The sequence below is a fragment of the Enterobacter sp. 241F3 genome (assembly GCF_034106785.1).
GTDB classification, from domain to species: domain Bacteria; phylum Pseudomonadota; class Gammaproteobacteria; order Enterobacterales; family Enterobacteriaceae; genus Enterobacter; species Enterobacter vonholyi.
In genome coordinates, this window is sequence record NZ_JAWNDD010000002.1 from 145937 (window position 1) to 168952 (window position 23016).

The 23016-nt window shown below is 58.9% G+C and carries 24 protein-coding genes; 15 read left to right on the forward strand and 9 right to left on the reverse strand.

The genetic code is table 11. From position 1 onward, the window contains the following. The 3 genes from hycC to hycA form a co-directional block, all read right to left on the reverse strand. Positions 1-1815 carry a formate hydrogenlyase subunit 3 gene (gene hycC / locus UR504_RS07970; protein WP_302236526.1) on the reverse strand — a complete coding sequence of 605 codons (1815 nt, stop codon included), beginning with the start codon at positions 1813-1815 and terminating at the stop codon, positions 1-3. Further along, complete coding sequence (locus tag UR504_RS07975; protein ID WP_023308971.1) at positions 1812-2420, reverse strand: 4Fe-4S dicluster domain-containing protein; 609 nt, start codon at positions 2418-2420, stop codon at positions 1812-1814. Before UR504_RS07975 ends, hycC begins: the two co-directional genes overlap by 4 nt. Before the next feature lie 70 nt (positions 2421-2490). Next, positions 2491-2955: a formate hydrogenlyase regulator HycA gene (gene hycA / locus UR504_RS07980; RefSeq protein WP_032653166.1), complete on the reverse strand. Its 465-nt coding sequence runs from the start codon at positions 2953-2955 to the stop codon at positions 2491-2493. Between the two features lie 210 nt (positions 2956-3165). On the opposite strand from hycA, the gene hypA reads away from it, so the two are divergent. From hypA to UR504_RS08030, 10 genes are all read left to right on the forward strand, one after another. Continuing rightward, positions 3166-3516 (forward strand): hydrogenase maturation nickel metallochaperone HypA, encoded by a 351-nt coding sequence (gene hypA / locus UR504_RS07985; protein WP_008499580.1) that lies wholly within the window; start codon positions 3166-3168, stop codon positions 3514-3516. A 3-nt stretch (positions 3517-3519) separates the two neighbouring features. Beyond that, a complete protein-coding gene (gene hypB / locus UR504_RS07990) occupies positions 3520-4383 on the forward strand; it encodes a hydrogenase nickel incorporation protein HypB (RefSeq protein ID WP_127732128.1) in 864 nt (287 codons plus the stop codon). Beyond that, on the forward strand, positions 4374-4646 hold the full coding sequence (locus UR504_RS07995; protein WP_111965475.1) for a HypC/HybG/HupF family hydrogenase formation chaperone: 273 nt from the start codon (positions 4374-4376) through the stop codon (positions 4644-4646). Before hypB ends, UR504_RS07995 begins: the two co-directional genes overlap by 10 nt. A 2-nt stretch (positions 4647-4648) precedes the next feature. Then, positions 4649-5770, forward strand: a complete 1122-nt coding sequence (gene hypD, locus UR504_RS08000) for a hydrogenase formation protein HypD (RefSeq protein WP_274240671.1) — start codon at positions 4649-4651, stop codon at positions 5768-5770. Continuing rightward, positions 5767-6777, forward strand: a complete 1011-nt coding sequence (gene hypE, locus UR504_RS08005) for a hydrogenase expression/formation protein HypE (protein ID WP_111965473.1) — start codon at positions 5767-5769, stop codon at positions 6775-6777. The genes hypD and hypE overlap by 4 nt, the downstream gene beginning before the upstream one ends. Positions 6778-6833: 56 nt before the next feature. Further along, positions 6834-8906: a formate hydrogenlyase transcriptional activator FlhA gene (gene flhA / locus UR504_RS08010; RefSeq protein WP_115876158.1), complete on the forward strand. Its 2073-nt coding sequence runs from the start codon at positions 6834-6836 to the stop codon at positions 8904-8906. A 153-nt stretch (positions 8907-9059) separates the two neighbouring features. Further along, the gene (locus UR504_RS08015; RefSeq protein ID WP_320739582.1) at positions 9060-10058 is read left to right on the forward strand and encodes an ABC transporter substrate-binding protein; all 999 of its coding nucleotides are present in this window, start codon (positions 9060-9062) and stop codon (positions 10056-10058) included. Beyond that, a complete protein-coding gene (locus tag UR504_RS08020; protein ID WP_302236514.1) occupies positions 10058-11095 on the forward strand; it encodes a FecCD family ABC transporter permease in 1038 nt (345 codons plus the stop codon). The genes UR504_RS08015 and UR504_RS08020 overlap by 1 nt, the downstream gene beginning before the upstream one ends. Beyond that, positions 11095-11856, forward strand: a complete 762-nt coding sequence (locus UR504_RS08025; RefSeq protein ID WP_302236511.1) for an ABC transporter ATP-binding protein — start codon at positions 11095-11097, stop codon at positions 11854-11856. The genes UR504_RS08020 and UR504_RS08025 overlap by 1 nt, the downstream gene beginning before the upstream one ends. A 16-nt stretch (positions 11857-11872) precedes the next feature. Continuing rightward, positions 11873-13093 (forward strand): MFS transporter, encoded by a 1221-nt coding sequence (locus tag UR504_RS08030; RefSeq protein WP_320739584.1) that lies wholly within the window; start codon positions 11873-11875, stop codon positions 13091-13093. Between the two features lie 5 nt (positions 13094-13098). Here UR504_RS08030 and UR504_RS08035 read toward each other — a convergent pair whose 3' ends face one another. Further along, a complete protein-coding gene (locus UR504_RS08035) occupies positions 13099-13443 on the reverse strand; it encodes a nitrous oxide-stimulated promoter family protein (protein WP_111965467.1) in 345 nt (114 codons plus the stop codon). Between the two features lie 175 nt (positions 13444-13618). On the opposite strand from UR504_RS08035, the gene UR504_RS08040 reads away from it, so the two are divergent. Both UR504_RS08040 and mutS read left to right on the forward strand, forming a co-directional pair. After that, complete coding sequence (locus UR504_RS08040) at positions 13619-13849, forward strand: SymE family type I addiction module toxin (protein WP_045908493.1); 231 nt, start codon at positions 13619-13621, stop codon at positions 13847-13849. Between the two features lie 113 nt (positions 13850-13962). Then, positions 13963-16524, forward strand: a complete 2562-nt coding sequence (gene mutS, locus UR504_RS08045) for a DNA mismatch repair protein MutS (RefSeq protein ID WP_127732138.1) — start codon at positions 13963-13965, stop codon at positions 16522-16524. Positions 16525-16569: 45 nt separating this feature from the next. Here mutS and UR504_RS08050 read toward each other — a convergent pair whose 3' ends face one another. From UR504_RS08050 to UR504_RS08060, 3 genes are read right to left on the reverse strand one after another with little or no spacing between them, the layout of a single operon-like run. After that, positions 16570-16791, reverse strand: a complete 222-nt coding sequence (locus tag UR504_RS08050; protein WP_003862116.1) for a non-oxidative hydroxyarylic acid decarboxylases subunit D — start codon at positions 16789-16791, stop codon at positions 16570-16572. 10 nt (positions 16792-16801) lie between these two features. After that, positions 16802-18229, reverse strand: a complete 1428-nt coding sequence (locus tag UR504_RS08055) for a non-oxidative hydroxyarylic acid decarboxylases subunit C (protein WP_115876163.1) — start codon at positions 18227-18229, stop codon at positions 16802-16804. Then, on the reverse strand, positions 18219-18821 hold the full coding sequence (locus UR504_RS08060) for a non-oxidative hydroxyarylic acid decarboxylases subunit B (RefSeq protein WP_302236456.1): 603 nt from the start codon (positions 18819-18821) through the stop codon (positions 18219-18221). Before UR504_RS08060 ends, UR504_RS08055 begins: the two co-directional genes overlap by 11 nt. A 172-nt stretch (positions 18822-18993) precedes the next feature. Between UR504_RS08060 and UR504_RS08065 the strand changes: the two genes are divergently transcribed. Beyond that, positions 18994-19401, forward strand: coding sequence for a MarR family winged helix-turn-helix transcriptional regulator (locus UR504_RS08065; protein ID WP_008499596.1), 408 nt, complete (start codon positions 18994-18996; stop codon positions 19399-19401). Here UR504_RS08065 and UR504_RS08070 read toward each other — a convergent pair. Next, positions 19398-20285 (reverse strand): LysR family transcriptional regulator, encoded by an 888-nt coding sequence (locus UR504_RS08070; RefSeq protein ID WP_302236452.1) that lies wholly within the window; start codon positions 20283-20285, stop codon positions 19398-19400. The genes UR504_RS08065 and UR504_RS08070 overlap by 4 nt on opposite strands. Positions 20286-20393: 108 nt before the next feature. On the opposite strand from UR504_RS08070, the gene UR504_RS08075 reads away from it, so the two are divergent. Beyond that, positions 20394-21596, forward strand: a complete 1203-nt coding sequence (locus UR504_RS08075; RefSeq protein ID WP_302236447.1) for an MFS transporter — start codon at positions 20394-20396, stop codon at positions 21594-21596. Continuing rightward, a complete protein-coding gene (locus UR504_RS08080; protein ID WP_302236444.1) occupies positions 21593-21970 on the forward strand; it encodes a DUF4440 domain-containing protein in 378 nt (125 codons plus the stop codon). Before UR504_RS08075 ends, UR504_RS08080 begins: the two co-directional genes overlap by 4 nt. Positions 21971-22021: 51 nt before the next feature. Here UR504_RS08080 and rpoS read toward each other — a convergent pair whose 3' ends face one another. Beyond that, the gene (rpoS, locus tag UR504_RS08085; protein WP_008499600.1) at positions 22022-23014 is read right to left on the reverse strand and encodes an RNA polymerase sigma factor RpoS; all 993 of its coding nucleotides are present in this window, start codon (positions 23012-23014) and stop codon (positions 22022-22024) included. Between the last annotated feature and the right edge of the window lie 2 nt (positions 23015-23016).

Consider the following 23016-nt stretch of genomic DNA (forward strand, 5'->3'; position numbering starts at 1 on the left):
TCAGGCTCCTCGTGAAATCACAATGACCACCAGCACCGCCAGTTCGATCAGCGCCAGACGGCGGAACAGCGCGGGTGCGGCAGCGCTCTGCCAGCCGGGTACCCAGCCGACCGGGTTCAGCCAGTGGCGCAGCTTCAGCACGGCGGCAAAGTTTTCTTTTACCGGCATGGCGAAACCGTGGGCGGTAATGACCATCGACTGTTCGTGTTCGTAGCCACAGGCCCACGCCGCACCGCGCGAGCAGGAGGCGAGCCGGTCGCGTTTGAAGAACATCATCAGGATGAGCGGTAGCAGCGGTGCGCCAATCAGCAGCAGCGCAATCATTGGCTGAGAGACGGTGGTATTCGCCACGGTCAGCGGCAGCGGAATGGCGTTGCCCAGCAGCGGTAACAGCCACGGCGCAGCGACGCCGCCCGCAATGCAGCACAGCGCCAGCGCGACCACGCTCACGCCCATCAACAACGGTGCGCAGCAGGCGTTTTCCGCTTCGCGGGTGCGCGGCGCACCGAGGAAGGTCACGCCGTAGACTTTCGCCATGCACATCACCGCCAGCGCCCCGGTAATCGCCAGCCCGACCGCCAGCAGCGGCCCCAGCAGACGAGCGATAAACGCATCGCTCTGACCGAGGGCGAAGAAGGACTGATAGATCACCCACTCCCCGGCAAAGCCGTTCAGCGGCGGCAGCGCGGCCATCGCCATCAGCCCGACCAGCATCGCCAGTGAAATCACCGGCATCTTTTTGCCAATCCCACCGAGCTTTTCGATATCCCGATGGCCGGTGCGGAACCAGACGCTTCCCGCGCCGAGGAACAGCGTGCTTTTAAACAGGCTGTGGTTGATCAGGTGATAAAGACCACCGATAAAACCGGCCGCAATCAGCGCCGGTTGATTCAGCGCCAGCCCGGTCACGCCCGCGCCAATGCCGAGCAGAATGATGCCGATATTCTCCAGCGTGTGGTACGCCAGAAGACGCTGGATATTGTGCTCCATCAGCGCGTACAGGCCGCCGACGAAGGCGGTGATCATGCCCGCAATCAACAGCACCACGCCCCACCACAGCGGCGGTTGTCCGCCGGTCAGCGTAATCGCCAGGATCCCAAACAGACCGACCTTCATCACCACCACAGAAAACAGCGCGGCGGCGGGCGCGGAGGCATTCGCATGCGCCTGCGGCACCCAGCCGTGCAGCGGGATGATTCCGGCGAGCAGGCCAAAGCCGAGCACGCCCAACAGCCAGACGTCATTCCCCAGCGGATGCCCGTTAAGCGCAGCGAAGTCCAGCGTGCCGAAGCGCTGCCACACCAGCCAGCAGGCCAGCGCCAGCAGCAGCGTCCCGAGGCGTCCCAGCGCAAACCACAATTTCCCGGAGGCGCTGCAGCCCGTCAGGAACACGCCGCAGAGCGCCATGATCTCCGCCATCACCACCAGCGCGCCGAGGTTGCTGGCGGTCACGGTGCAGACCGCCGTCGCCATCAGCAGGTTAACCAGCAGGCCGTTGGCTTTAGCGTGCGGGTGGCGATGCCATTCGATATTGAACAGGCTGATAAACAGCCCGCACAGGCCAAACGTCACCAGCCAGAGGGCGTTCAGCGGCGTAATCTCAACGGTGTGGCGAACCAGCGGTATGAGGGTGTCAACGGATTGTCCGCCTAGCAGAACAACGCCGCCTGCCGCCAGCGTCAACAGGCTACCTGCCGCCCCGCCGATCCCGGCAATTCCGCCGCTCAGGGTTTTATGGAAGGAGAAGATCGGCGCCAGAATAGCTGCGGCAATAAAACAGGCTACCGCGCCGGTAATCATCATGGCCGCGTTCATTTCGCCCCCTCGTTAAGCGCCTGTAGCAGAGAAAGGTCGCCAAAATCACTGTTGATGGTCAGCTCGCGCTTGCGCTTGCTGGTACGGGCGATGTCGCGAATGTTAACCAGAATCAGCGCTTTCGTCGGACAGGTCCGTACGCAGGCCGGGCCCTGTTCATCGAAGCTGCACAGGTCGCACTTCACCGCCACGGCACGGATGCCGGGCACCCAGTCCAGCAGCGTGCTGACGCGTGCAGGCGCCGGCGGCGCGGGCGGGGCTTTAGGCGAGTTGGCATTGGCCGGAATATGCAGCGGGCGGCTGCCGGAAAATTCAATCGCGCCGAACGGGCAGGCAATGCCGCACAGCTTGCAGCTTACGCACAGGCTTTCGTTCAGCTGGACAGCGCCATCCACGCGGGTGATGGCATTTACAGGACAGACGCCCGCGCACGGGGCATCCTCACAGTGATGGCAGAGCTGCGGGGCAGACTCTTTTTCATTACGCATGACGTGCAGGCGCGGCATGGACTGCAGCCCATGCAGGCGATGCGTTTCCGAACACGCCGCCTCACAGGTTCGACAGCCAATGCAGACCGTCGAGTCAGCAATTACAAAACGGTTCACCGGGTTATCCTCTGGTGATAGTCATTTTTGTCGAAAAGCTGTCTTGTCGACACTTCTCGACACGCATGGATCAGGCCACGTTCGCTGAGGCATTTCCGTCCATCAGCTGCTTCAGGTTGACAGGAAGATCGTGCTCAACGGCGGCGTACAGGCCGTTATAAACCGGCGCGATTTTTTCCAGATAGTGTTCCAGCACCTGCTGGCGATCGCGGTTGCTTACGTGGCCGTCCACCATGCCGTCGGCCATCAGCTGCGCCTTCGCAATACACTGTTTTTCGCCGTCTTTTGTCTCGAGGTAGTACTCAATGGTGTGGCTGTTGAAGTTGTCCGCCAGGGTAACGTTGATGGTGAAATGGCCGAACAGAACGAAGCGCATGTCGCCCTGCGCCGCGCAGCTCATCGCATGGTGAAGACGCGCTTTCGACAAGGTAATGCCCTGGACCAGAGAGTTGCAGTAAAGGTGCCACTGGTCCTGCAGCTGCTGATGACGCTGCGCGATGTAATCCGCTTTTTCGCTGATTTCCCAAATAGTCATAAAAGGTATCCGTTTAATGGAGATAGCGGCTGTTAAGCAGATTCCATGCCAGTTTTTATCTTTATGATTTTCAATACATTTACCTTAAAAATTGCTGTCAACACCGCGGTGTCGACGTGTCATTTCGACAGCGTTGACATCGTCACGCCTTAACAAAAATCAAGCTGGCACCGTTATTGCATTACCGGGGCAATTCATTGAGGAGGCGTCATGCACGAAATCACCCTCTGCCAGCGGGCTCTGGAACTTATCGAACAGCAGGCAGTGCAAAACCACGCGAAGCGCGTCACCGGCGTCTGGCTGAAGGTCGGAGCGTTTTCCTGCGTCGAGACCAGCGCCCTGACCTTCTGTTTTGAGCTGGTCTGCCGCGGCACGCTGGCGGAAGGCTGCGAACTGCATATTGAAGAACAGCAGGCGGAGTGCTGGTGCGAGCAGTGCCAGCAGTACGTCACCCTGCTGTCATCAAAGGTACAGCGCTGCCCGCAGTGTCAGAGCACCGGTCTGCGCATCGTGGCGGATGACGGCATGCAGATCCAACGCCTCGAAATCGAGAAGGAGTAAAGTATGTGTAGTACCTGCGGTTGCGCCGAAGGCAACCTGTATATAGAAGGGGATGAACATCGCCCCCACTCCGCGTTTCGCTCCGCGCCCTTTTCACCCGCCCCACGCCCTGCGGCAGCCCTGACCGGCATTACCTTTGCGCCGCAACGCTCCGACGCGGGCGACCTGCATTACGGCCACGGCGAAGCGGGCACCCACGCGCCGGGCATGAGCCAGCGCCAGATGCTGGAGGTGGAAATCAACGTGCTGGACAAGAATAACCAGATCGCCACCCGCAACCGCGCCCGCTTTGCCACCCGCAAACAGCTGGCGCTGAACCTTGTCTCCAGCCCCGGCTCCGGCAAAACCACGCTACTGACCGAAACGCTCAAGCGCCTGAACGGGCTTGTCTCCTGCGCGGTGATCGAAGGCGACCAGCAAACCGTTAACGATGCGGCGCGCATTCGCGAAACCGGCACCCCGGCGATTCAGGTCAACACCGGTAAAGGCTGCCACCTCGATGCGCAGATGATTGCCGACGCCGCCCCGCGCCTGCCGCTGGCGGATAACGGCATCCTGTTTATTGAAAACGTCGGCAACCTCGTCTGCCCGGCGAGCTTCGACCTCGGCGAACGACACAAGGTTGCGGTGCTTTCGGTGACCGAAGGCGAAGACAAGCCGCTGAAGTACCCGCACATGTTTGCCGCCGCGTCCATCATGCTGCTGAACAAAGTCGACCTGCTGCCGTACCTGAATTTCGACGTGGATAAGTGCGTGGCGTATGCCCGCGAGGTGAACCCGGAGATTGAGATCCTGCTGGTCTCCGCCACGCGCGGCGACGGCATGGACGGCTGGCTACACTGGCTGGAGAGCGAACGATGTGCATAGGCGTACCGGGACAAATTCACGCCATCGACGGTAATCAGGCCAAAGTCGAGGTCTGCGGCATCCTGCGCGACGTCGACCTGACGCTGGTGGGCACCACCGATGAGAGCGGCGCATCGCGTCTCGGCCAGTGGGTGCTGGTCCACGTGGGGTTTGCCATGAGCGTGATTAACGAAGCGGAAGCCCGCGACACGCTCGACGCCCTGCAAAATATGTTCGACGTGGAGCCTGACGTGGGCGCGCTGCTGTACGGCGAGGAGCGATAATCATGCGTTACGTTGATGAATACCGCGCGCCGGAGCAGGTGCTGCAGCTTATCGGCCACCTGAAAACGCGCGCAGCGCGGCTGGACTACACGAAAGAAAGGCCGCTGCGGATCATGGAGGTGTGCGGCGGGCACACGCACGCCATCTTCAAATTTGGCCTCGACCAGCTGTTGCCGGAAAACATTGAGTTTATCCACGGCCCCGGCTGTCCGGTCTGCGTGCTGCCGATGGGGCGCATCGACAGCTGTATTGAAATTGCCAGCCAGCCCGACGTCATTTTCTGCACCTTTGGCGACGCGATGCGCGTGCCGGGGAAAAATGGTTCGCTGCTGCAGGCGAAAGCGCGCGGCGCAGACATCCGGATCGTCTATTCGCCGATGGATGCCCTGACGCTGGCAGCGGATAACCCCGCGCGCAAGGTGGTGTTTTTTGGCCTGGGGTTTGAAACCACCATGCCCGCCACCGCCATCACGCTGCAGCAGGCGAAAGCGCGCGGCGTCGATAACTTTTTCTTCTTCTGCCAACACATTACGCTCATCCCCACCCTGCGCAGCCTGCTGGAAGAGCCAGGCAACGGCATTGACGCCTTTCTGGCACCGGGCCACGTCAGCATGGTGATTGGCACAGACGCCTACGGTTTTATCGCTGAACAGTACAATCGTCCGTTAGTGGTCGCTGGTTTCGAACCACTTGATCTACTGCAAGGTGTCACCATGCTGGTTGAGCAGAAAATAGCGTCCCTGAGTACCGTGGAAAATCAGTACCGCCGCGTGGTGCCGGATGCGGGAAATGAACGAGCGCAGCAGGCGATAGCCGACGTGTTTAGCGTTGAGGGCGACAGCGAATGGCGCGGCCTGGGGCTGATTGCTGAATCCGGCGTGCGCCTGACGCCAGCCTATCGCGCGTTCGACGCCGAAGCGCATTTCCGCCCGCAGCCGCAGCAGGTTTGCGACGATCCCCGTGCCCGCTGCGGCGAGGTGCTCACCGGCAAATGCAAACCGCATCAGTGTCCGTTATTTGGCAATACCTGTAACCCGCAAACCGCCTTTGGCGCGCTGATGGTCTCCTCCGAAGGGGCGTGTGCCGCGTGGTATCAGTATCGCAACCAGGAGAGTGAAGCATGAATACGGTTGAAATGGCGCACGGCAGCGGCGGACAGGCGATGCAGCAGCTGATTAACCGGCTGTTTATGGAGGCCTTTAACAACCCCTGGCTCGCCGAACAGGAAGACCAGGCGCGCATTGACCTCGCCACCCTCACCGCCCAGGGCGACAGGCTGGCCTTCTCCACCGACAGCTACGTGATAGACCCGCTGTTCTTCCCGGGCGGCGATATCGGCAAGCTTGCCGTCTGCGGCACGGCAAACGACGTGGCCGTCAGCGGCGCCGTTCCGCGCTACCTCTCCTGCGGGTTTATCCTCGAAGAGGGCTTACCGATGGAGACGCTCGCGGCCGTGGTCAACAGCATGGCGCAGACCGCGCGCGAGGCGGGGATAGCTATCGTCACCGGCGACACCAAAGTGGTGCAGCGCGGCGCGGCCGACAAGCTGTTTATCAACACCGCCGGAATGGGCGCGATCCCCCCCGATATTCACTGGGGCGCGCAGCGCCTCAGCGTGGGCGACGTGCTGATCGTGACCGGCACGCTGGGCTGCCACGGGGCGACCATCCTGAACCTGCGCGAAGGCCTGGGGCTGGACGGCGAACTGCGCAGCGACTGCGCGGTACTCACCCCGCTGATTCAGACGCTGCGCGGTATTCCCGGCGTGAAGGCCCTGCGTGACGCCACGCGAGGCGGTGTCAACGCCGTGGTTCACGAGTTTGCGGCAAGCTGCGGGTACGGGATTGAACTCACCGAGCGCAGCCTGCCCGTTAAGCCCGCCGTTCGCGGGCTTTGCGAACTGCTGGGTCTGGACCCGCTCAACTTTGCAAACGAAGGCAAGCTGGTGATTGGCGTTGAACGGGCCGCGGCACAAGCTGTTCTTGAACAGCTGCAGGCTCATCCGTCAGGAAAAGAGGCGGCGATGATTGGTGAAGTGGTTGAGCGCAAAGGGGTGCGCCTGACCGGACTTTATGGCGTGAAGCGCACGCTGGATCTGCCGCACGCTGAACCCTTACCCCGTATTTGCTAGGCCGCGCCACAAGCGGCCAGCATGGATTTTTTTGCTCGTTTCTACTGGAAAGCACTATGCCGTATACACCGATGAGCGATCTTGGACAGCAGGGTCTGTTTGACATTACGCGCACACTTTTACAGCAACCCGATCTCGGCGCGCTGAGCGATGCCCTGACGCGGCTGGTCAGGCAATCAGCGCTGGCGGACAGCGCCGCGATTGTGCTCTGGCATAGCGGAACGCAGCGCGCGAGCTACTTCTCAACGCGTGATAATGGCAAAACGTTTGAATACGAAGACGAAACGTATCTCGCGCATGGCCCGGTGCGCCGCATTCTCTCCAGACCTGAAGTGCTGCACTGCAACTTTGCGGAATTTCAACAGGCGTGGCCGCGGCTCGCGGAGAGCAACCTCTATCAGCCGTTCGGGCATTACTGCATGCTGCCGCTGGCTGCAGAGGGCCAGATTTTTGGCGGATGCGAGTTTATCCGCACGACCGACCAGCCCTGGAGCGAGGCGGAATACGAGCGCCTGCACACCTTTACCCAGATAGTGGCCGTCGTCGCGGAGCAGATCCAAAGCCGAGTGACGAATAACGTGGATTACGACCTGCTCAGCCGCGAACGCGACAACTTCCGCATTCTGGTCGCCATCACCAACGCCGTACTCTCCCGCCTGGACATGGATGAGCTGGTCAGCGAAGTCTCGAAAGAGATCCACCACTATTTCAAAATCGATGCCATCAGCATTGCGCTTCGCGGGCATCGCAAGGGCAAGCTGAACATCTACTCCACGCATTATCTTGATGAAGCCAACCCGGCGCACGAGCAGAGCGAAGTGGATGAAGCGGGCACTCTTTCTGAACGGGTCTTCAAAAGCAAAGAGATCCTCCTGATCAACCTCAACGAGCAGGATCCGGTCGCGCCGTACGAGCGGATGCTGTTCAACACCTGGGGCAACAAAATCCAGACCCTGTGCCTGCTGCCCCTGATGTCCGGCAACACCATGCTGGGCGTGCTGAAGCTGGCACAGTGCGAGGAAGGCGTGTTCACCACCGCCAACCTGAAGCTGCTGCGTCAGATCGCCGAGCGTATCTCCATCGCGCTCGATAACGCCCTCGCCTATCAGGAGATCCACCGTCTGAAAGAGCGGCTGGTGGATGAAAACCTGGCCCTGACCGAACAGCTCAACAACGTGGACAGCGAGTTTGGTGAAATCATCGGACGCAGCGACGCCATGTACAGCGTGCTCAAGCAGGTTGAGATGGTGGCGCAGAGCGACAGCACGGTGCTGATCCTGGGCGAAACCGGTACGGGTAAAGAGCTGATTGCCCGCGCCATCCACAACCTGAGCAACCGCAACAGCCGTCGGATGGTGAAGATGAACTGCGCCGCGATGCCCGCAGGGCTTCTGGAAAGCGACCTGTTCGGCCACGAGCGCGGCGCATTCACCGGGGCCAGCAGCCAGCGGCTGGGCCGTTTTGAGCTGGCAGACAAAAGCTCGCTGTTCCTTGACGAAGTGGGCGATATGCCGCTGGAGCTACAGCCGAAACTGCTGCGCGTCCTGCAGGAGCAGGAGTTTGAGCGCCTGGGCAGCAACAAGCTTATCCAGACCGACGTGCGGCTGATTGCCGCCACCAACCGCGACCTGAAAAAAATGGTCGCCGACCGAGAGTTCCGCAGCGATCTCTACTATCGCCTGAACGTCTTCCCGATCTTCCTGCCGCCGCTGCGCGAGCGCCCGGAAGATATCCCCCTGCTGGTCAAAGCCTTTACCGCCAAGATCGCGCGTCGGATGGGGCGAAACATCGACAGCATTCCTGCCGAGACGTTGCGTACCCTTTCATCGATGGAATGGCCCGGCAACGTGCGCGAGCTGGAAAACGTCATTGAACGCGCGGTGCTGCTGACGCGCGGCAATGTGCTGCAGCTCTCCCTTCCAGAAGTGACGCTGCCTGACGTGAGCGTGCCCGCCGCCGAGACGGCGAAAGAGGGAGAAGATGAATATCAGCTCATTATGCGCGTACTCAAAGAGACCAACGGCGTGGTCGCCGGGCCGAAAGGTGCCGCCCAGCGCCTGGGGTTAAAACGCACCACCCTGCTGTCGCGCATGAAGCGTCTCGGTATTGATAAAGAGAGCCTCATTTAAGGCCTTATTCCGGCGGTGTTTTTCTGACACCGCCTTTTGTTACCCTGCGCGATTGTCCCTCATTGACACAAAATCGTTTCCTCTGTATAAAATTCCGCCTTAATAATGAGTTTCATTTGCATCAAAAATAATTTTAATGAAGGGTAGCGTTTCATGAAGAAGGTCATCTGCGCGTTAGGCCTGGCGGTTGCGTCGGTCAGTTCTGCTCTGGCAACCACATATCCTCTGACGATTGAAAACTGTGGCTATAAAGAGACATTCACCAAAGCGCCGGAACGCGTCGTGGCCCTGGGCCAGAACACCGTCGAAATATTGCTCCTGCTGGGGCTGGAAGATAAGGTGAAGGCCAGCGCCTTCTGGCCGACGAAAGTGTTGCCGCAGCTCGCTGAACAGAACGCAAAAATCAAAACCCTGACGGTCGAAATCCCTACCCTTGAATCCGTGCTTGCGCAAAATCCCGACTTTGTCCCCGCCCAGACGCCACTGCTGCTGGGGCCGGAAAGCAAGGTCGCAAAACGCGACGATCTGATGACTCTGGGCGTGAACAGCTACGTGTCGCCGGGCATGTGCGCGACCCAAAAAGCCACCGGCGATATGTACGGCAGCCGCCAGAAGCTGTGGGATATGACGTATCTCTATCAGGAGATTGAGGACTTCGCCAAAATATTTAACGTTGAAGACCGCGGTCAGGCCGTGATTGCCGATTTCAAAAAACGAGAGGCCGACCTGCGTAAGGAATTCGGCAAGAGCAAAAAAGACCTCTCGTTTGTCTTCTGGTTCTCCAGCTCCTCCCCCTCTGCGGACGCCTACGTCGGCGGTAAAAATAGCCCCTCCGGGTTTATTGCGAGCCTGATGGGCGGCCATAACGCCATCACCTCCGAGACCGAATGGCCAACCGTGGGTTGGGAAAGCATTATTGCCGCCAATCCGGATGTCATTGTGGTGTCCAGCCTCGACCGCAACCGCTGGGCGCTGGATAACGCGGAAGAGAAAATCAAATTCCTGAAAAGCGATCCGGCCGTCAGCCAGCTGGACGCGGTGAAAAAAGGTCATATCGTGGTGATGGACGGTCAGGCCATGAACCCGACGATTCGCACGATTTACGGGGCTGAGCAGGTCGGCGAACAGCTCAGAAAGCTGGGGCTTAACTGATGACCACCGCCGTTCTTCAGGCCCGGCAGAGCCTGGTTCTGACGACCTCGTGTTTGCTCGCCTTCGTCCTGCTATTTCTGGTTATCGCGCTGAGCGTCAGCGTCGGCGAACTGTCCATCCCGCTGGATAACGTGTTTTACGCTATCAGCAATAAAATGGGGCTCACCGATATTCCGCTCACTCGTATCTATGAGAGCGTGATCTGGGACTTTCGCCTGAGCCGCGCGCTGGTTGCGGCCTGCTGCGGCGCGGGGCTGGCCATCTGTGGTGCCGTATTGCAGAGCCTGCTGAAGAACGCGCTGGCGGAACCCTATGTGCTCGGCGTGTCCGCGGGCGCGTCGACCGGGGCGGTTTCTGTTGTCGTATTGGGGATCGGCACCGGTGCGGTGTCGCTCTCTGTCGGGGCCTTTGCCGGGGCGTTCGCAGCGTTTGCGTTTGTCGCATTTCTGACGAACGGCGCGCGCGGCGGGAATGAACGTACTATTCTGGCAGGCGTTGCCGCCTCGCAGCTTTTCAATGCCATTACCGCCTATACCATCAGCACCTCCGCCAGCGCCCAGCAGGCGCGCGACGTGATGTTCTGGCTGCTGGGCAGCTTCAGCGGCGTACGCTGGCCCGAATTCCAGCTGGCACTGGTCGTGGTGCTGATTGGATTAGCCATTTGCCTCTACTATTCCCGTGCGCTGGATGCCTTTACGTTCGGTGACGACGCCGCGGCGTCGCTTGGCATTGCTGTTCCCTGGGTGCGCCTGGCGCTCTTTACCACTACCGCACTTATCACCGCGACCATCGTCAGCATGGCGGGGTCAATCGGCTTTGTCGGGCTGGTGGTGCCGCACGTCATGCGCTTCCTGTTCGGGCCGCTGCACCGCACGCTGCTGATTGCCAGCGCGCTGGCAGGCGCGATCCTGATGGTGCTGGCAGACATTGCCTCACGCATGCTGATTGCGCCGCAAAGCCTGCCCGTCGGCGTGGTCACCGCGCTGGTTGGCGTCCCCTTCTTTGCCGTGATTATCTACCGTTCAAGGAATAAGTGATGAGCATCTGCGCGGAAAATATTACCTGGAAGGTCGGCAAAAAAGTCATCGTTAATGACGTCTCGCTGAAGGTGTCACGGGGCGAAACGGTAGGGCTGCTTGGCCCTAACGGCTGCGGTAAATCGTCTCTTTTACGTATCCTCGCGGGTCTGCGTCGCCCGGATGCTGGCCGCGTTACCCTGGACGGTCAGGACATCTGCAGCATCGCCAAAAAGCAGCTGGCGCGACGGGTGGCCTTCGTCGAGCAGCACGGTATGACGGACGCCAACATGCGCGTGCGCGACGTGGTGAAACTCGGGCGGATTCCGCACCACTCCGCCTTTTCCAACTGGAGCACGCACGATGACGAGACCGTCACCGCCGCTCTGCAGCGCGTGGATATGCTGGATAAAAGCGACCAGGGCTGGCTGAGCCTCTCCGGCGGCGAGCGCCAGCGCGTCCACATTGCCCGCGCGCTGGCCCAGACCCCGACGGAAATCCTGCTGGATGAACCGACCAACCACCTGGACATTCATCATCAGATGCAGCTGATGCAGTTGATCAGCGAATTACCGGTCACCAGCATTGTCGCTATACACGATCTCAACCACGCCTCGATGTTCTGCGACTCGCTGATAGTCATGCAGAAAGGGCAAATTGTGGCGACGGGGACACCGCAGGATATCTTATCCGAGTCATTGCTCTCGGACGTCTTCCGGGTCAAAACCAAAATCGAGATCTCACCGTTCCATGGCAAAAAGCACATTCATTTTATCGTTTAGGGGCGAGTGACCAACGATGCCCCTTCGCCCTGCCACCATGCTCTGGCCGCCCGTTTTACTGGGTAGCCAATTTGTTTTTAACATTGGCTTTTACGCCGTTGTTCCCTTCCTGGCGATATTCCTGCGCGACGACATGCTGCTCTCCGGCGGGCTGATCGGGCTGATCCTGGGCCTGCGCACGTTCTCGCAACAGGGGATGTTTATCGTCGGTGGTGCCCTCTCGGACCGGTTTGGCGCGAAAATCGTTATCCTGAGCGGCTGTATTGTCCGTGTTTCAGGTTATCTGCTGCTGGCCTTCGGGGAATCGCTGTGGCCGATTATTCTGGGCGCGTGTCTGACAGGCGTGGGCGGCGCGCTGTTTTCTCCGTCTATTGAGGCATTGCTGGCGAAAGCGGGCACGCACAGCGAGGCGAAAGGTAAACGAAGCCGGGCGGAGTGGTTCGCGCTCTTTGCGGTTTGCGGGGAACTCGGTGCCGTACTGGGCCCGGTCGCCGGCGCCCTGCTAACCGGCCTGGGTTTTCGTCAGGTGGCGCTAGCGGGGGCGGGGGTCTTTCTCGTTGCGCTGGTGGTTCTCTACTTTTGCCTGCCCGCGTCACGCCACGCCGCGCAGACGCTAAAGCTCGTTCCCTGGTGGACGACGTTCCGCCAGCCCCGCTTTGTCGCCTTTATTATTGCCTACAGCTCGTGGCTTTTAAGCTATAACCAGCTCTATCTGGCGCTGCCGGTAGAGATCCAGCGCTCTGGCGGTAACGAGAAAGATCTCGGCCCGCTTTTTATGCTGGCCTCCGTTCTGATCATCACCTTACAGCTGCCGCTGGCGCGTTTCGCCCGACGCGTGGGTGCGGTGAGGATCCTGCCGGTGGGCTTTTTGCTGCTCTCCGCCGCCTTTGCGAGCGTGGCAATATTTGCGTCGACGGCACCGCCAGAGGGCTGGCTGCGCCTGCTGCCGTCAGTCTGTTTCGTGACGCTGCTGACGCTGGGGCAGATGCTGCTGGTACCCTCGGCAAAGGATCTGATCCCGAGGTTTGCCGAGGAGTCCACGCTGGGGGCGCACTATGGCGCACTCGCCACCGCTGGCGGCATCGCGGTACTGGCAGGAAACTTGTTGTTTGGTAGCCTGCTGGATCGCGCGCTGGTACCCTCAACGCAGGCGATGTATCCCTGGCTGCTGCTGGCTCTTTTCCCACTCTGCAGCGCGCTGGCCCTGAACGTTATTTGCCGCCCGCTCAGAAGCTGAACCGGTCACTTTTTCGGACGATACTTTTCCGGCAGCTCCGGCACGGGACGACGGTCATCAATCAGATGGCGGACGGTCAGAATGGGGTGACGCCATAACATACGCGGGCCTGCCCAGCGCATAATCAGCTTCATCTCTTCGCGTTTTGCAGGCTGGTAGCAGTGGACCGGACACTGCTTACAGGCAGGCTTTTCCTCACCAAAAACGCACTTATCCAGGCGCTTATCGGCATAGGCATTCAGCGCCTGATAGTGCCCGTCTTCCACAGAGGCCTGAGGACACTGCTTCTGATACAGCGCGATCATTTTCGCGATGGTCTCTTTTTCGCGAGAAATTCGTTTACCGGACATAGCGACTTACCAAACAATAAAGTGCAAAAATAATACACCTTTCAATGCGGGATTTCAGTTGTTGCATGCGGTTTTCTGAAGCCTGATTCCAGTTTTATCCCTGCACCGCCCGGCAATCACTGGTATTTTATACAGGCATTAGTGATGACTTTTATCCGTGTTGTCGGGAGACCCTATGCAAGAACTCGCTATCAACAAACCCTATCGCCATTTAACAGTGGGATATTTCAGAAAGCGCCATGAAGACCGCAATACCAAGATACCGAAGCGCTACAGCGTGCATGCGGCGCTGAGCTTAAAAGGAGACTGGCTTGAACAGGCTGGGTTTACCACCCACTCCAGGGTTCGAGTGGGCGTAGAGCATGGAAAAATAGTCATTGAGTTAATGTCGGAAGATGCCTCGTAAAGCGACGACATTTTTCTGCGCCGTACCTTTTTTTCATGCGACAATAGAAGGAACAAACGGCCTTTGAGCCGCTCAAAACGGTTTATATTCAAAGAAATGGACATCATAACTCCATGAGCACACTCGACAATTTCGACGCACATACGCCGATGATGCAGCAGTATCTGAAGCTGAAGGCACAGCATCCGGAAATCCTGCTGTTTTACCGTATGGGCGATTTTTACGAGCTGTTTTATGACGATGCCAAACGCGCATCGCAACTGCTCGACATCTCGCTGACCAAACGTGGCGCATCGGCAGGTGAACCCATCCCGATGGCAGGTATTCCGCACCACGCGGTAGAAAACTACCTGGCGAAACTGGTGAATCAGGGTGAGTCTGTCGCCATCTGCGAACAGATCGGCGACCCCGCGACCTCAAAAGGTCCGGTGGAACGCAAGGTCGTGCGCATCGTCACGCCTGGCACCATCAGTGATGAAGCCCTGCTTCAGGAACGCCAGGACAACCTGCTGGCCGCGCTGTGGCAGGACGGCAAAGGGTTTGGCTACGCGACGCTGGACATCAGCTCCGGGCGTTTTCGTCTGAGTGAACCGGCCGATCGTGAAACGATGGCTGCCGAACTGCAGCGCACCAACCCGGCAGAATTGCTCTACGCCGAAGATTTCGCCGAAATGGCGCTGATTGAAGGTCGTCGCGGGTTGCGCCGCCGTCCGCTGTGGGAATTCGAAATTGATACCGCGCGCCAGCAGCTGAATCTGCAGTTTGGCACCCGCGATCTGATTGGCTTTGGCGTTGAAAACGCTCCGCGCGGGCTGTGTGCGGCAGGCTGCCTCCTGCAGTACGTTAAAGATACCCAGCGCACCGCCCTGCCGCATATCCGCTCTATCACCATGGAGCGCCAGCAGGACAGCATCATCATGGATGCCGCCACTCGCCGTAACCTGGAGATCACGCAGAACCTCGCGGGCGGCGTAGAAAATACGCTGGCGTCGGTCCTCGACAATACGGTCACGCCAATGGGCAGCCGTATGCTGAAACGCTGGCTGCATATGCCGATTCGCGATACCGCAACGCTGGTTTGCCGTCAGCAGACGATTGCCGCCCTGCAGGATCGCTATACCGAGCTGCAGCCTGTCCTGCGCCAGGTGGGGGATCTGGAACGTATCCTGGCCCGTCTGGCGCTGCGCACGGCGCGACCGCGCGATCTTGCTCGGATGCGTCATGCTTTCCAGCAGCTGCCGGAACTTCGTGCGCAGCTGAGCGACGTTGACAGCGCGCCGGTACAGAAACTCCGCGAAACCATGGGCGAATTTTCCGAACTCCGCGAGCTGCTTGAACGCGCCATCATTGATGCGCCTCCGGTTCTCGTGCGTGATGGCGGCGTGATTGCTCCGGGCTACAACGAGGAGCTGGACGAATGGCGCGCGCTGGCCGACGGTGCGACGGACTACCTCGATAAGCTGGAGATCCGCGAGCGCGAGCGTCTTGGGCTCGACACCCTGAAAGTGGGGTATAACGCGGTTCACGGTTACTACATTCAAATCAGCCGCGGGCAGAGCCACCTGGCACCGATTCACTACGTGCGCCGCCAGACGTTGAAAAACGCTGAACGCTACATCATTCCCGAGCTGAAAGAGTACGAGGACAAAGTCCTCACCTCGAAAGGGAAAGCCCTGGCGCTGGAAAAACAGCTGTATGAAGAGCTGTTTGATATGCTGATGCCGCACCTGGCCGACCTGCAGCTGAGCGCCAGCGCGCTGGCGGAACTGGACGTGCTGGTGAACCTCGCAGAGCGTGCGGAAACGCTGAACTACACCTGCCCGACCTTTACCGACAAGCCCGGCATTCGCATCACTGAAGGCCGTCACCCGGTGGTCGAGCAGGTGCTGAACGAACCGTTCATCGCCAACCCGCTGAGCCTGTCGCCGCAGAGAAGAATGCTGATCATTACCGGTCCGAACATGGGCGGTAAGAGTACCTATATGCGTCAGACGGCGCTGATTGCCCTGCTTGCCTATATCGGCAGCTACGTTCCGGCGCAAAACGTGGAGATCGGCCCCATCGACCGCATATTTACCCGTGTCGGAGCTGCGGACGATCTGGCGAGCGGTCGCTCAACCTTCATGGTCGAAATGACTGAAACGGCAAACATTCTGCATAACGCGACGGAGCACAGCCTGGTGCTGATGGACGAAGTCGGACGCGGAACGTCAACCTACGATGGTCTGTCGCTGGCATGGGCCTGTGCGGAAAGCCTCGCGAATAAAATCAAGGCCATGACGCTCTTCGCCACCCACTACTTCGAACTGACGCAGCTGCCGGAGAAAATGGAAGGCGTGGCTAACGTCCACCTTGATGCGCTGGAGCACGGCGACACCATCGCCTTTATGCACACGGTGCAGGATGGCGCGGCAAGCAAAAGCTATGGTCTGGCCGTTGCGGCGCTGGCTGGCGTACCGAAAGAGGTGATCAAGCGCGCGCGTCAGAAACTGCGTGAGCTGGAAAGCCTGTCACCGAATGCGGCGGCGACGCAGATTGATGGTACGCAGATGTCGCTGCTGGTGCCAGCGGAAGAGACATCGCCTGCTGTGGAAGCGCTGGAAAACCTCGATCCGGATTCACTGACGCCGCGTCAGGCGCTGGAGTGGATTTATCGCCTGAAGAGTCTGGTTTAGTTTTCTGCGGTCTTTGCCCGGTGGCGCAGCGCCACCGGGCTGTCTTTACAGCAGCGGCGGGATCGTTGGCACCTGCGGCGCCTCGTCAATATCCTTCTGCGTCATGCGGAACGCTTCAGGGTAATGCTCGCGGCTGGTACGACGCAACGGTTCGGTATCTCGCCAGGTATACAGACAATGCTGGCACTGGTAAACGGTCCAGACCCCTTTCACCGGCGACGTCGCCATCACTTCAATATGCTCATCGGCACAACGTGGACAAATCATCTTTTCCTCCTTATTGACGTGAAGCCAGCATCGCGGTCAGTTTTTCAGCCCAGGCTTTGGTTTCAGGCAGATCCTGTACCGGCTGGCTATAGTGGCCACGGGTGTCCGGTGCGACAGGCGTGGTCGCATCGATAATCAGTTTGTCGGTAATGCCCGCCGGACTGGATCCAGGATCGAGTTCCAGCACCGACATGTTCGGCAACTGCACCAGATCGCCTGCCGGGTTGACCTTCGATGACAGCGCCCACATCACCTGCGGGAGGTTGAACGGGTCGACATCCTCATCCACCATGATCACCATCTTCACGTAGCCCAGGCCGTGCGGCGTGGTCATGGCGCGCAAGCCGACCGCGCGGGCAAAACCGCCGTAGCGTTTTTTGGTGGAGATAATCGCCAGCAGACCGTGGGTATACATCGCATTCACCGCCTGCACTTCCGGGAATTCCGCTTTCAGCTGCTGGTAGAGCGGCACGCAGGTGGCTGGCCCCATCAGATAATCAATCTCGGTCCACGGCATACCGAGATAAAGGGATTCGAAAATCGGTTTGGTGCGGTAAGAAACTTTGTCGATACGCACAACCGTCATGTTACGACCACCGGAGTAGTGCCCAGTAAACTCGCCGAACGGCCCTTCAATTTCGCGCTTACGGCCTTCAATCACCCCTTCCAGGATCACTTCAGAACCCCACGGCACGTCGAAGCCGGTCAGCGGCGCGGTGGCAATCGGATATGGGCTTTCACGCAGCGCGCCGGCCATTTCATACTCTGACTGATCGTATTTCAGCGGCGTCGCGCCCATCAGCGTAATGATCGGATCGTTGCCGAGGGTAATGGCAATCGGCAGGTCTTCGCCACGCTCTTCGGCTTTGTGCAGATGCAGAGCAATATCGTGCATCGGTACCGGCTGCAGGCCGAGCTTGCGCTTGCCCTTCACTTCCATGCGGTAGATGCCAACGTTCTGCTTGCCGAAGTTATCCGGGTCAAGTGGATCGCGCGAGACGACGCACGCTTTATCGAGATAAAAACCCCCGTCTCCGTCGTTCAGACGGAACAGCGGCAGAATATCGAACAGGTTAATGTCTTCGCCGTCCACCGTATTCTGCGCCCAGGCCGGATTGGCGCGGCGTTCTGGCGCAATAGGAAATTTATCCCAGCGACGGATAAACTCGTCGATCTGCTTTTTCACCGGGGTGTTCGCCGGCAGCCCCATCGAAATGGCATGGTTCTGCCAGGAGCCGATGGTGTTCATCACCACGCGGGCATCGGTAAACCCGCGAATATTGTCGAACCACAGCGCGGGGGCGCCGTCACCGATGCGGCCGGTCGCGTTGGCTGCCGCCGCCAGATCGGGCTCGGCGTTAACCTCTTCCTCAATTTTCAGCAGTTGCCCTTGCTCATCGAGCGCCTGCAGGAAGCTTCTCAAATCATCAAATGCCATCTTTATTCTCCTGTGAAAAATGTTTCGCCTCCCGCAACCCGTTCCAGCGGCGCGCCTTTTTATGCTCCAGGCCAAACCGGTCAAGCACGCGGGTCACAATATGCTGGGTGATGTCATCGGCGGTTTGCGGATGGTTGTAATACGCAGGCATAGGCGGCACCATCGCCACGCCCATGCGGGAGAGCGCAAGCATATTCTCCAGATGAATGGTGCTGAGCGGCGTTTCACGGGGCACCAGCACCAGCTTACGCCCCTCTTTCAGCACCACATCCGCCGCACGGCCCACCAGCCCTTCGGCATAGCCCGCGCGGATCCCGGCCAGCGTTTTCATGCTGCAGGGAATGACGATCATGCCGTCGGTACAAAACGAACCGGAGGAGATGGTGGCGGCCTGGTCAGCCGGGCTATGGACAACGTCAGCCAGCGCAGCAACGTCCTGGGCGGCGTAAGGCGTTTCCAGCTCAATGGTGGTTTTTGCCCACTTCGACATCACCAGATGCGTCTCTACTTCCGGCATTTCCCGCAGCGCCTGCAGCAGCGCCACGCCCAGCGGAGCACCCGTTGCCCCCGTCATTCCCACGATCAATCTCATTCATCACCTCAATCATTTTGTTCGTGTACGAACATTATCAATAAACTACCCCCGAATACTTTTTCTGACAATATCGTTCGCATACGATCACACTAAATGCTAAAAAATGCCGCATTATCATCCCGGGCTTTAGCCGCTATCATAGGGGGTGATTTTTTCTGTCGGAGTGTTCATGGAACTAAGACAAGAGGCGTTCCACCTGTTACGTCAGCTTTTTCAACAGCATACCGCGAAGTGGCAACATGCCCTGCCGGAGCTGACCAAGCCGCAGTATGCGGTGATGCGCTCTATTGCCGAGCATCCGGGCATCGAACAGGTGGCATTGACTGAAGTCGCGGTCAGCACCAAAGCGACCCTGGCGGAAATGCTCAGCCGCATGGAGGCGCGCGGGCTGGTCAAACGCGAGCACGACCCTGCGGATAAGCGCCGTCGCTTTGTCTTCCTCACGCCAGAAGGTGAGGCCCTGCTTGCAGACTGTAAGCCGGTAGGCAATGAGGTTGATGAGGCCTTTTTAGGCCGTCTTAACAAGGCCGAGCGGGAGCAGTTCTCGGCTCTCATCAAAAAGATGATGCACGATTAATTCACGCCGGTGCGCATAAAATCGATAAAGGTGCGCACTTTCGCTGGCACATGCCGGGCATCAGGATAGACCGCATAGATCCCTTGCCGCGCAAAGGTATACTCCGGTAAAACCGTCACCAGCGTTCCCGCACCAAGCGCATCGCGCACCAGCCATTCCGGCAGTAACGCCACCCCACCGCCTGCGAGCGCAAAAGCCATAAGGGCCTGAGCGCTGTCGGCAAACAGGCGCGGCGCCTTTTTTATCTCGAGCGTTTCAGGCGCGCCGCTGGCATTTTTCACCTGCCAGCGCAGCGGTGAGGCCAGGTGCTCGTGGATAATCCAGTCGGCCTGCGCCAGCTGCGCAAGAGATTCGATCGGGTTTCTCACAAGCCACTCGGGCGTTGCGACGGGGAGAATAGAAAAGTGAGAAATCAGTGCGGCGTGGTTGCGCGAATCGACAAGCGTGCCCAGCCGGATGGCCACGTCAAAACGCTCCGAGATAAGGTCAGCATGCAGTGACGACGAAACGTGTCGGACGCGAAGATCGGGGTGCTGCTGGCTAAACCTGGCCAGCAGCGGCACCACGACCCGGGAGCCATATTCAGGCGTGGTCGTGATCCGCAGTTCACCGGTAAGTCCCGCATGATTCGCGCGGACATCATCCTGCAGCCGTTCGGCTTCCTTCAGAAGCGCCACGCTGCGCTGATGAAAAAGCGCGCCCGCCTCGGTTAGCGTCAAGCGGCGGGTGGAGCGCAGCAGCAGCGTAACGCCCAGCTCATCTTCAAGCTGGCGGATATTGAAGCTAACCACCGCTTTTGTCAGCCCCATCGCCTCTGCGGCCGCCGTAAAACTGCCGGTGTCGGCCACTGCGATAAACATCTGCGTCCGCTGTAGGTTAACCATTATTACGCCTTATACTGTCAAAATATTTTTGACAGTATATCGCGCTTTGTCAGGTTTATCCGTGATTCCCGAGCCGATACGATACGCCACCTCACCGGAGGATCCACCATGACGTATCGCAGCAAAGTTGCCGTTGTCTATCTGCTGGGCTTTTTTCTTGATTTGATCAACATGTTTATTGCCAGCGTCGCCTTTCCGGCAATGGCTCACGCCTTTACTGCCACGCCATCAGCGCTTGCCTGGGTCAGTAACGGGTATATTGCCGGTCTGACGCTGGCGATCCCGTTCAGCAGCGTGCTCGCGTGCCGCATCGGGTCAAAGCGCGTCATCCTGCTCTCGCTTTTTCTGTTCAGCGCAGCCTCAGCTGCAGCGGGCATGTCTGCAACGCTGGAAACTCTGATTGCCTGGCGAGTGCTTCAGGGCGTGGGAGGAGGCTTACTGATCCCCGTCGGACAGGCGCTGACCTGGCAACAGTTCAGGCCTCACGAGCGGGCCCGACTCTCCTCGGTAGTGATGCTGGTTGCGTTGCTTGCCCCGGCCTGCTCCCCGGCTATCGGCGGCGTGCTGGTTCAGACGCTGGGCTGGCGATGGATCTTTTTCGCCACGCTCCCGGTGGCTATCGTGACCTTTGTTCTGGCCTGTCTGTGGCTTAAACACGAAAAACCCACGATGAACGCGGCCAGATTGCTAAACCTGCCCTTGCTCGCGGACCCGCTTTTGCGTTTTTCCATGCTTGTCTATTTATGCGTCCCCGGCATATTTATTGGGGTGAACGTCACGGCCATGTTTTATCTTCAGCACGAGGCGAACATGAGCCCAGCCGCAACGGGAATGCTCATGCTGCCGTGGTCTGTGGCATCGTTTCTCGCCATCACGGCGACGGGACGTTATTTTAACCGTATCGGCCCCCGACCGCTGATAGTCATCGGCTGCCTTTTGCAGGCGGCGGGTATTCTGCTTTTGATTGACGTCAGCTCGTCAACGCTGTTGCCTGCCGTCGCGTTTGCCCTGATGGGCGCGGGGGGAAGCCTGTGCAGCAGTACAGCTCAGAGCAGCGCGTTTCTGACAACGCGCCGGGACGAGATGCCGGATGCCAGCGCGCTGTGGAATCTCAATCGTCAGCTGAGTTTTTTTGCCGGTGCCCTGCTGCTTGCGCAGGTGCTGAACCTGGCGCAGTCGTGGCTGACGCCACACGCCGCCTGGCACGGGATGTTTATTTTTGCTGCAGGCATGACCTTGCTGCCTGTACCGTACGCTTTTCGTCTTAACAATACGCAGGTGCTAAATCAGCTGCGACAGGAGAATTCATGACGCCTTTCGAACACGACATTATCGACCTCCACATTGCGCTTGAAGACTGGTTAGGCAAAGGTGAAGGCGATCCCGACGTCCTGCTCGCCCGCTTCAGCCCAGATTTTCTGATGATCCCGCCGGGTGGTGTGCAGATCGACTATAACGGCCTGGCCAGTTTTCTGGAAAAACAGCGTGGAAGCCGTCCCGGACTGAAGATCGTCATTGACGAATTATCCACGATCCAGCGTTGGGATCGTGGCGCGGTGCTCCACTACCGGGAGACGCAAACCCGGCCAGACCTGCCCGTCAACGTGCGCTGGTCGACCGCGGTGCTCAGTCAGGAAGGCGAAAAAATAACGTGGCGTCTGCTGCACGAAACGGCTAAGCCGTAGCGCAAAAGAAAAGGCCCGTCTCACGACGGGCCTTTTTTGACGAAAGGTTGCTTATTCGCGGAACAGCGCTTCGATATTCAGACCTTGCCCCTGCAGGATTTCACGCAGGCGGCGCAGACCTTCAACCTGAATCTGACGAACACGTTCACGGGTCAGGCCAATTTCGCGGCCGACGTCTTCCAGTGTCGCAGCTTCATACCCCAGTAAACCGAAACGACGTGCCAGCACTTCACGCTGTTTGGCGTTCAGTTCGAACAGCCATTTGACGATGCTCTGTTTCATGTCATCGTCCTGCGTGGTGTCTTCCGGACCGTTATCTTTTTCATCGGCCAGGATGTCCAGCAGCGCTTTTTCGGAGTCGCCACCCAGCGGGGTGTCAACGGAGGTAATGCGCTCGTTGAGACGCAGCATACGGCTTACGTCATCAACCGGTTTATCGAGTTGTTCGGCAATCTCTTCTGCGCTTGGCTCGTGGTCCAGTTTATGGGACAACTCGCGCGCGGTGCGCAGATAAACGTTCAACTCTTTGACGATGTGAATCGGCAGGCGGATCGTACGGGTCTGGTTCATAATAGCCCGTTCGATGGTCTGACGAATCCACCAGGTCGCGTAGGTTGAGAAACGGAACCCGCGTTCCGGGTCAAACTTCTCAACTGCGCGGATGAGACCTAAGTTGCCCTCTTCAATCAGATCCAGCAGAGCCAGACCACGATTGCCGTAACGGCGGGCAATTTTTACGACCAGTCGCAGGTTACTTTCAATCATGCGACGACGCGAGGCAACATCACCACGCAAAGCACGACGTGCGAAATAGACTTCTTCTTCGGCCGTTAGCAGTGGGGAGTAACCAATCTCCCCAAGGTAAAGCTGAGTCGCGTCCAGTACACGCTGTGTGGCACCCTGCGATAACAGCTCTTCTTCAGCCAAATCGTTATCACTGGGTTCCTCTTCTACTAAGGCTTTTTCGTCAAAAGCCTCTACTCCGTTCTCATCAAATTCCGCGTCTTCATTTAAATCATGAACTTTCAGCGTATTCTGACTCATAA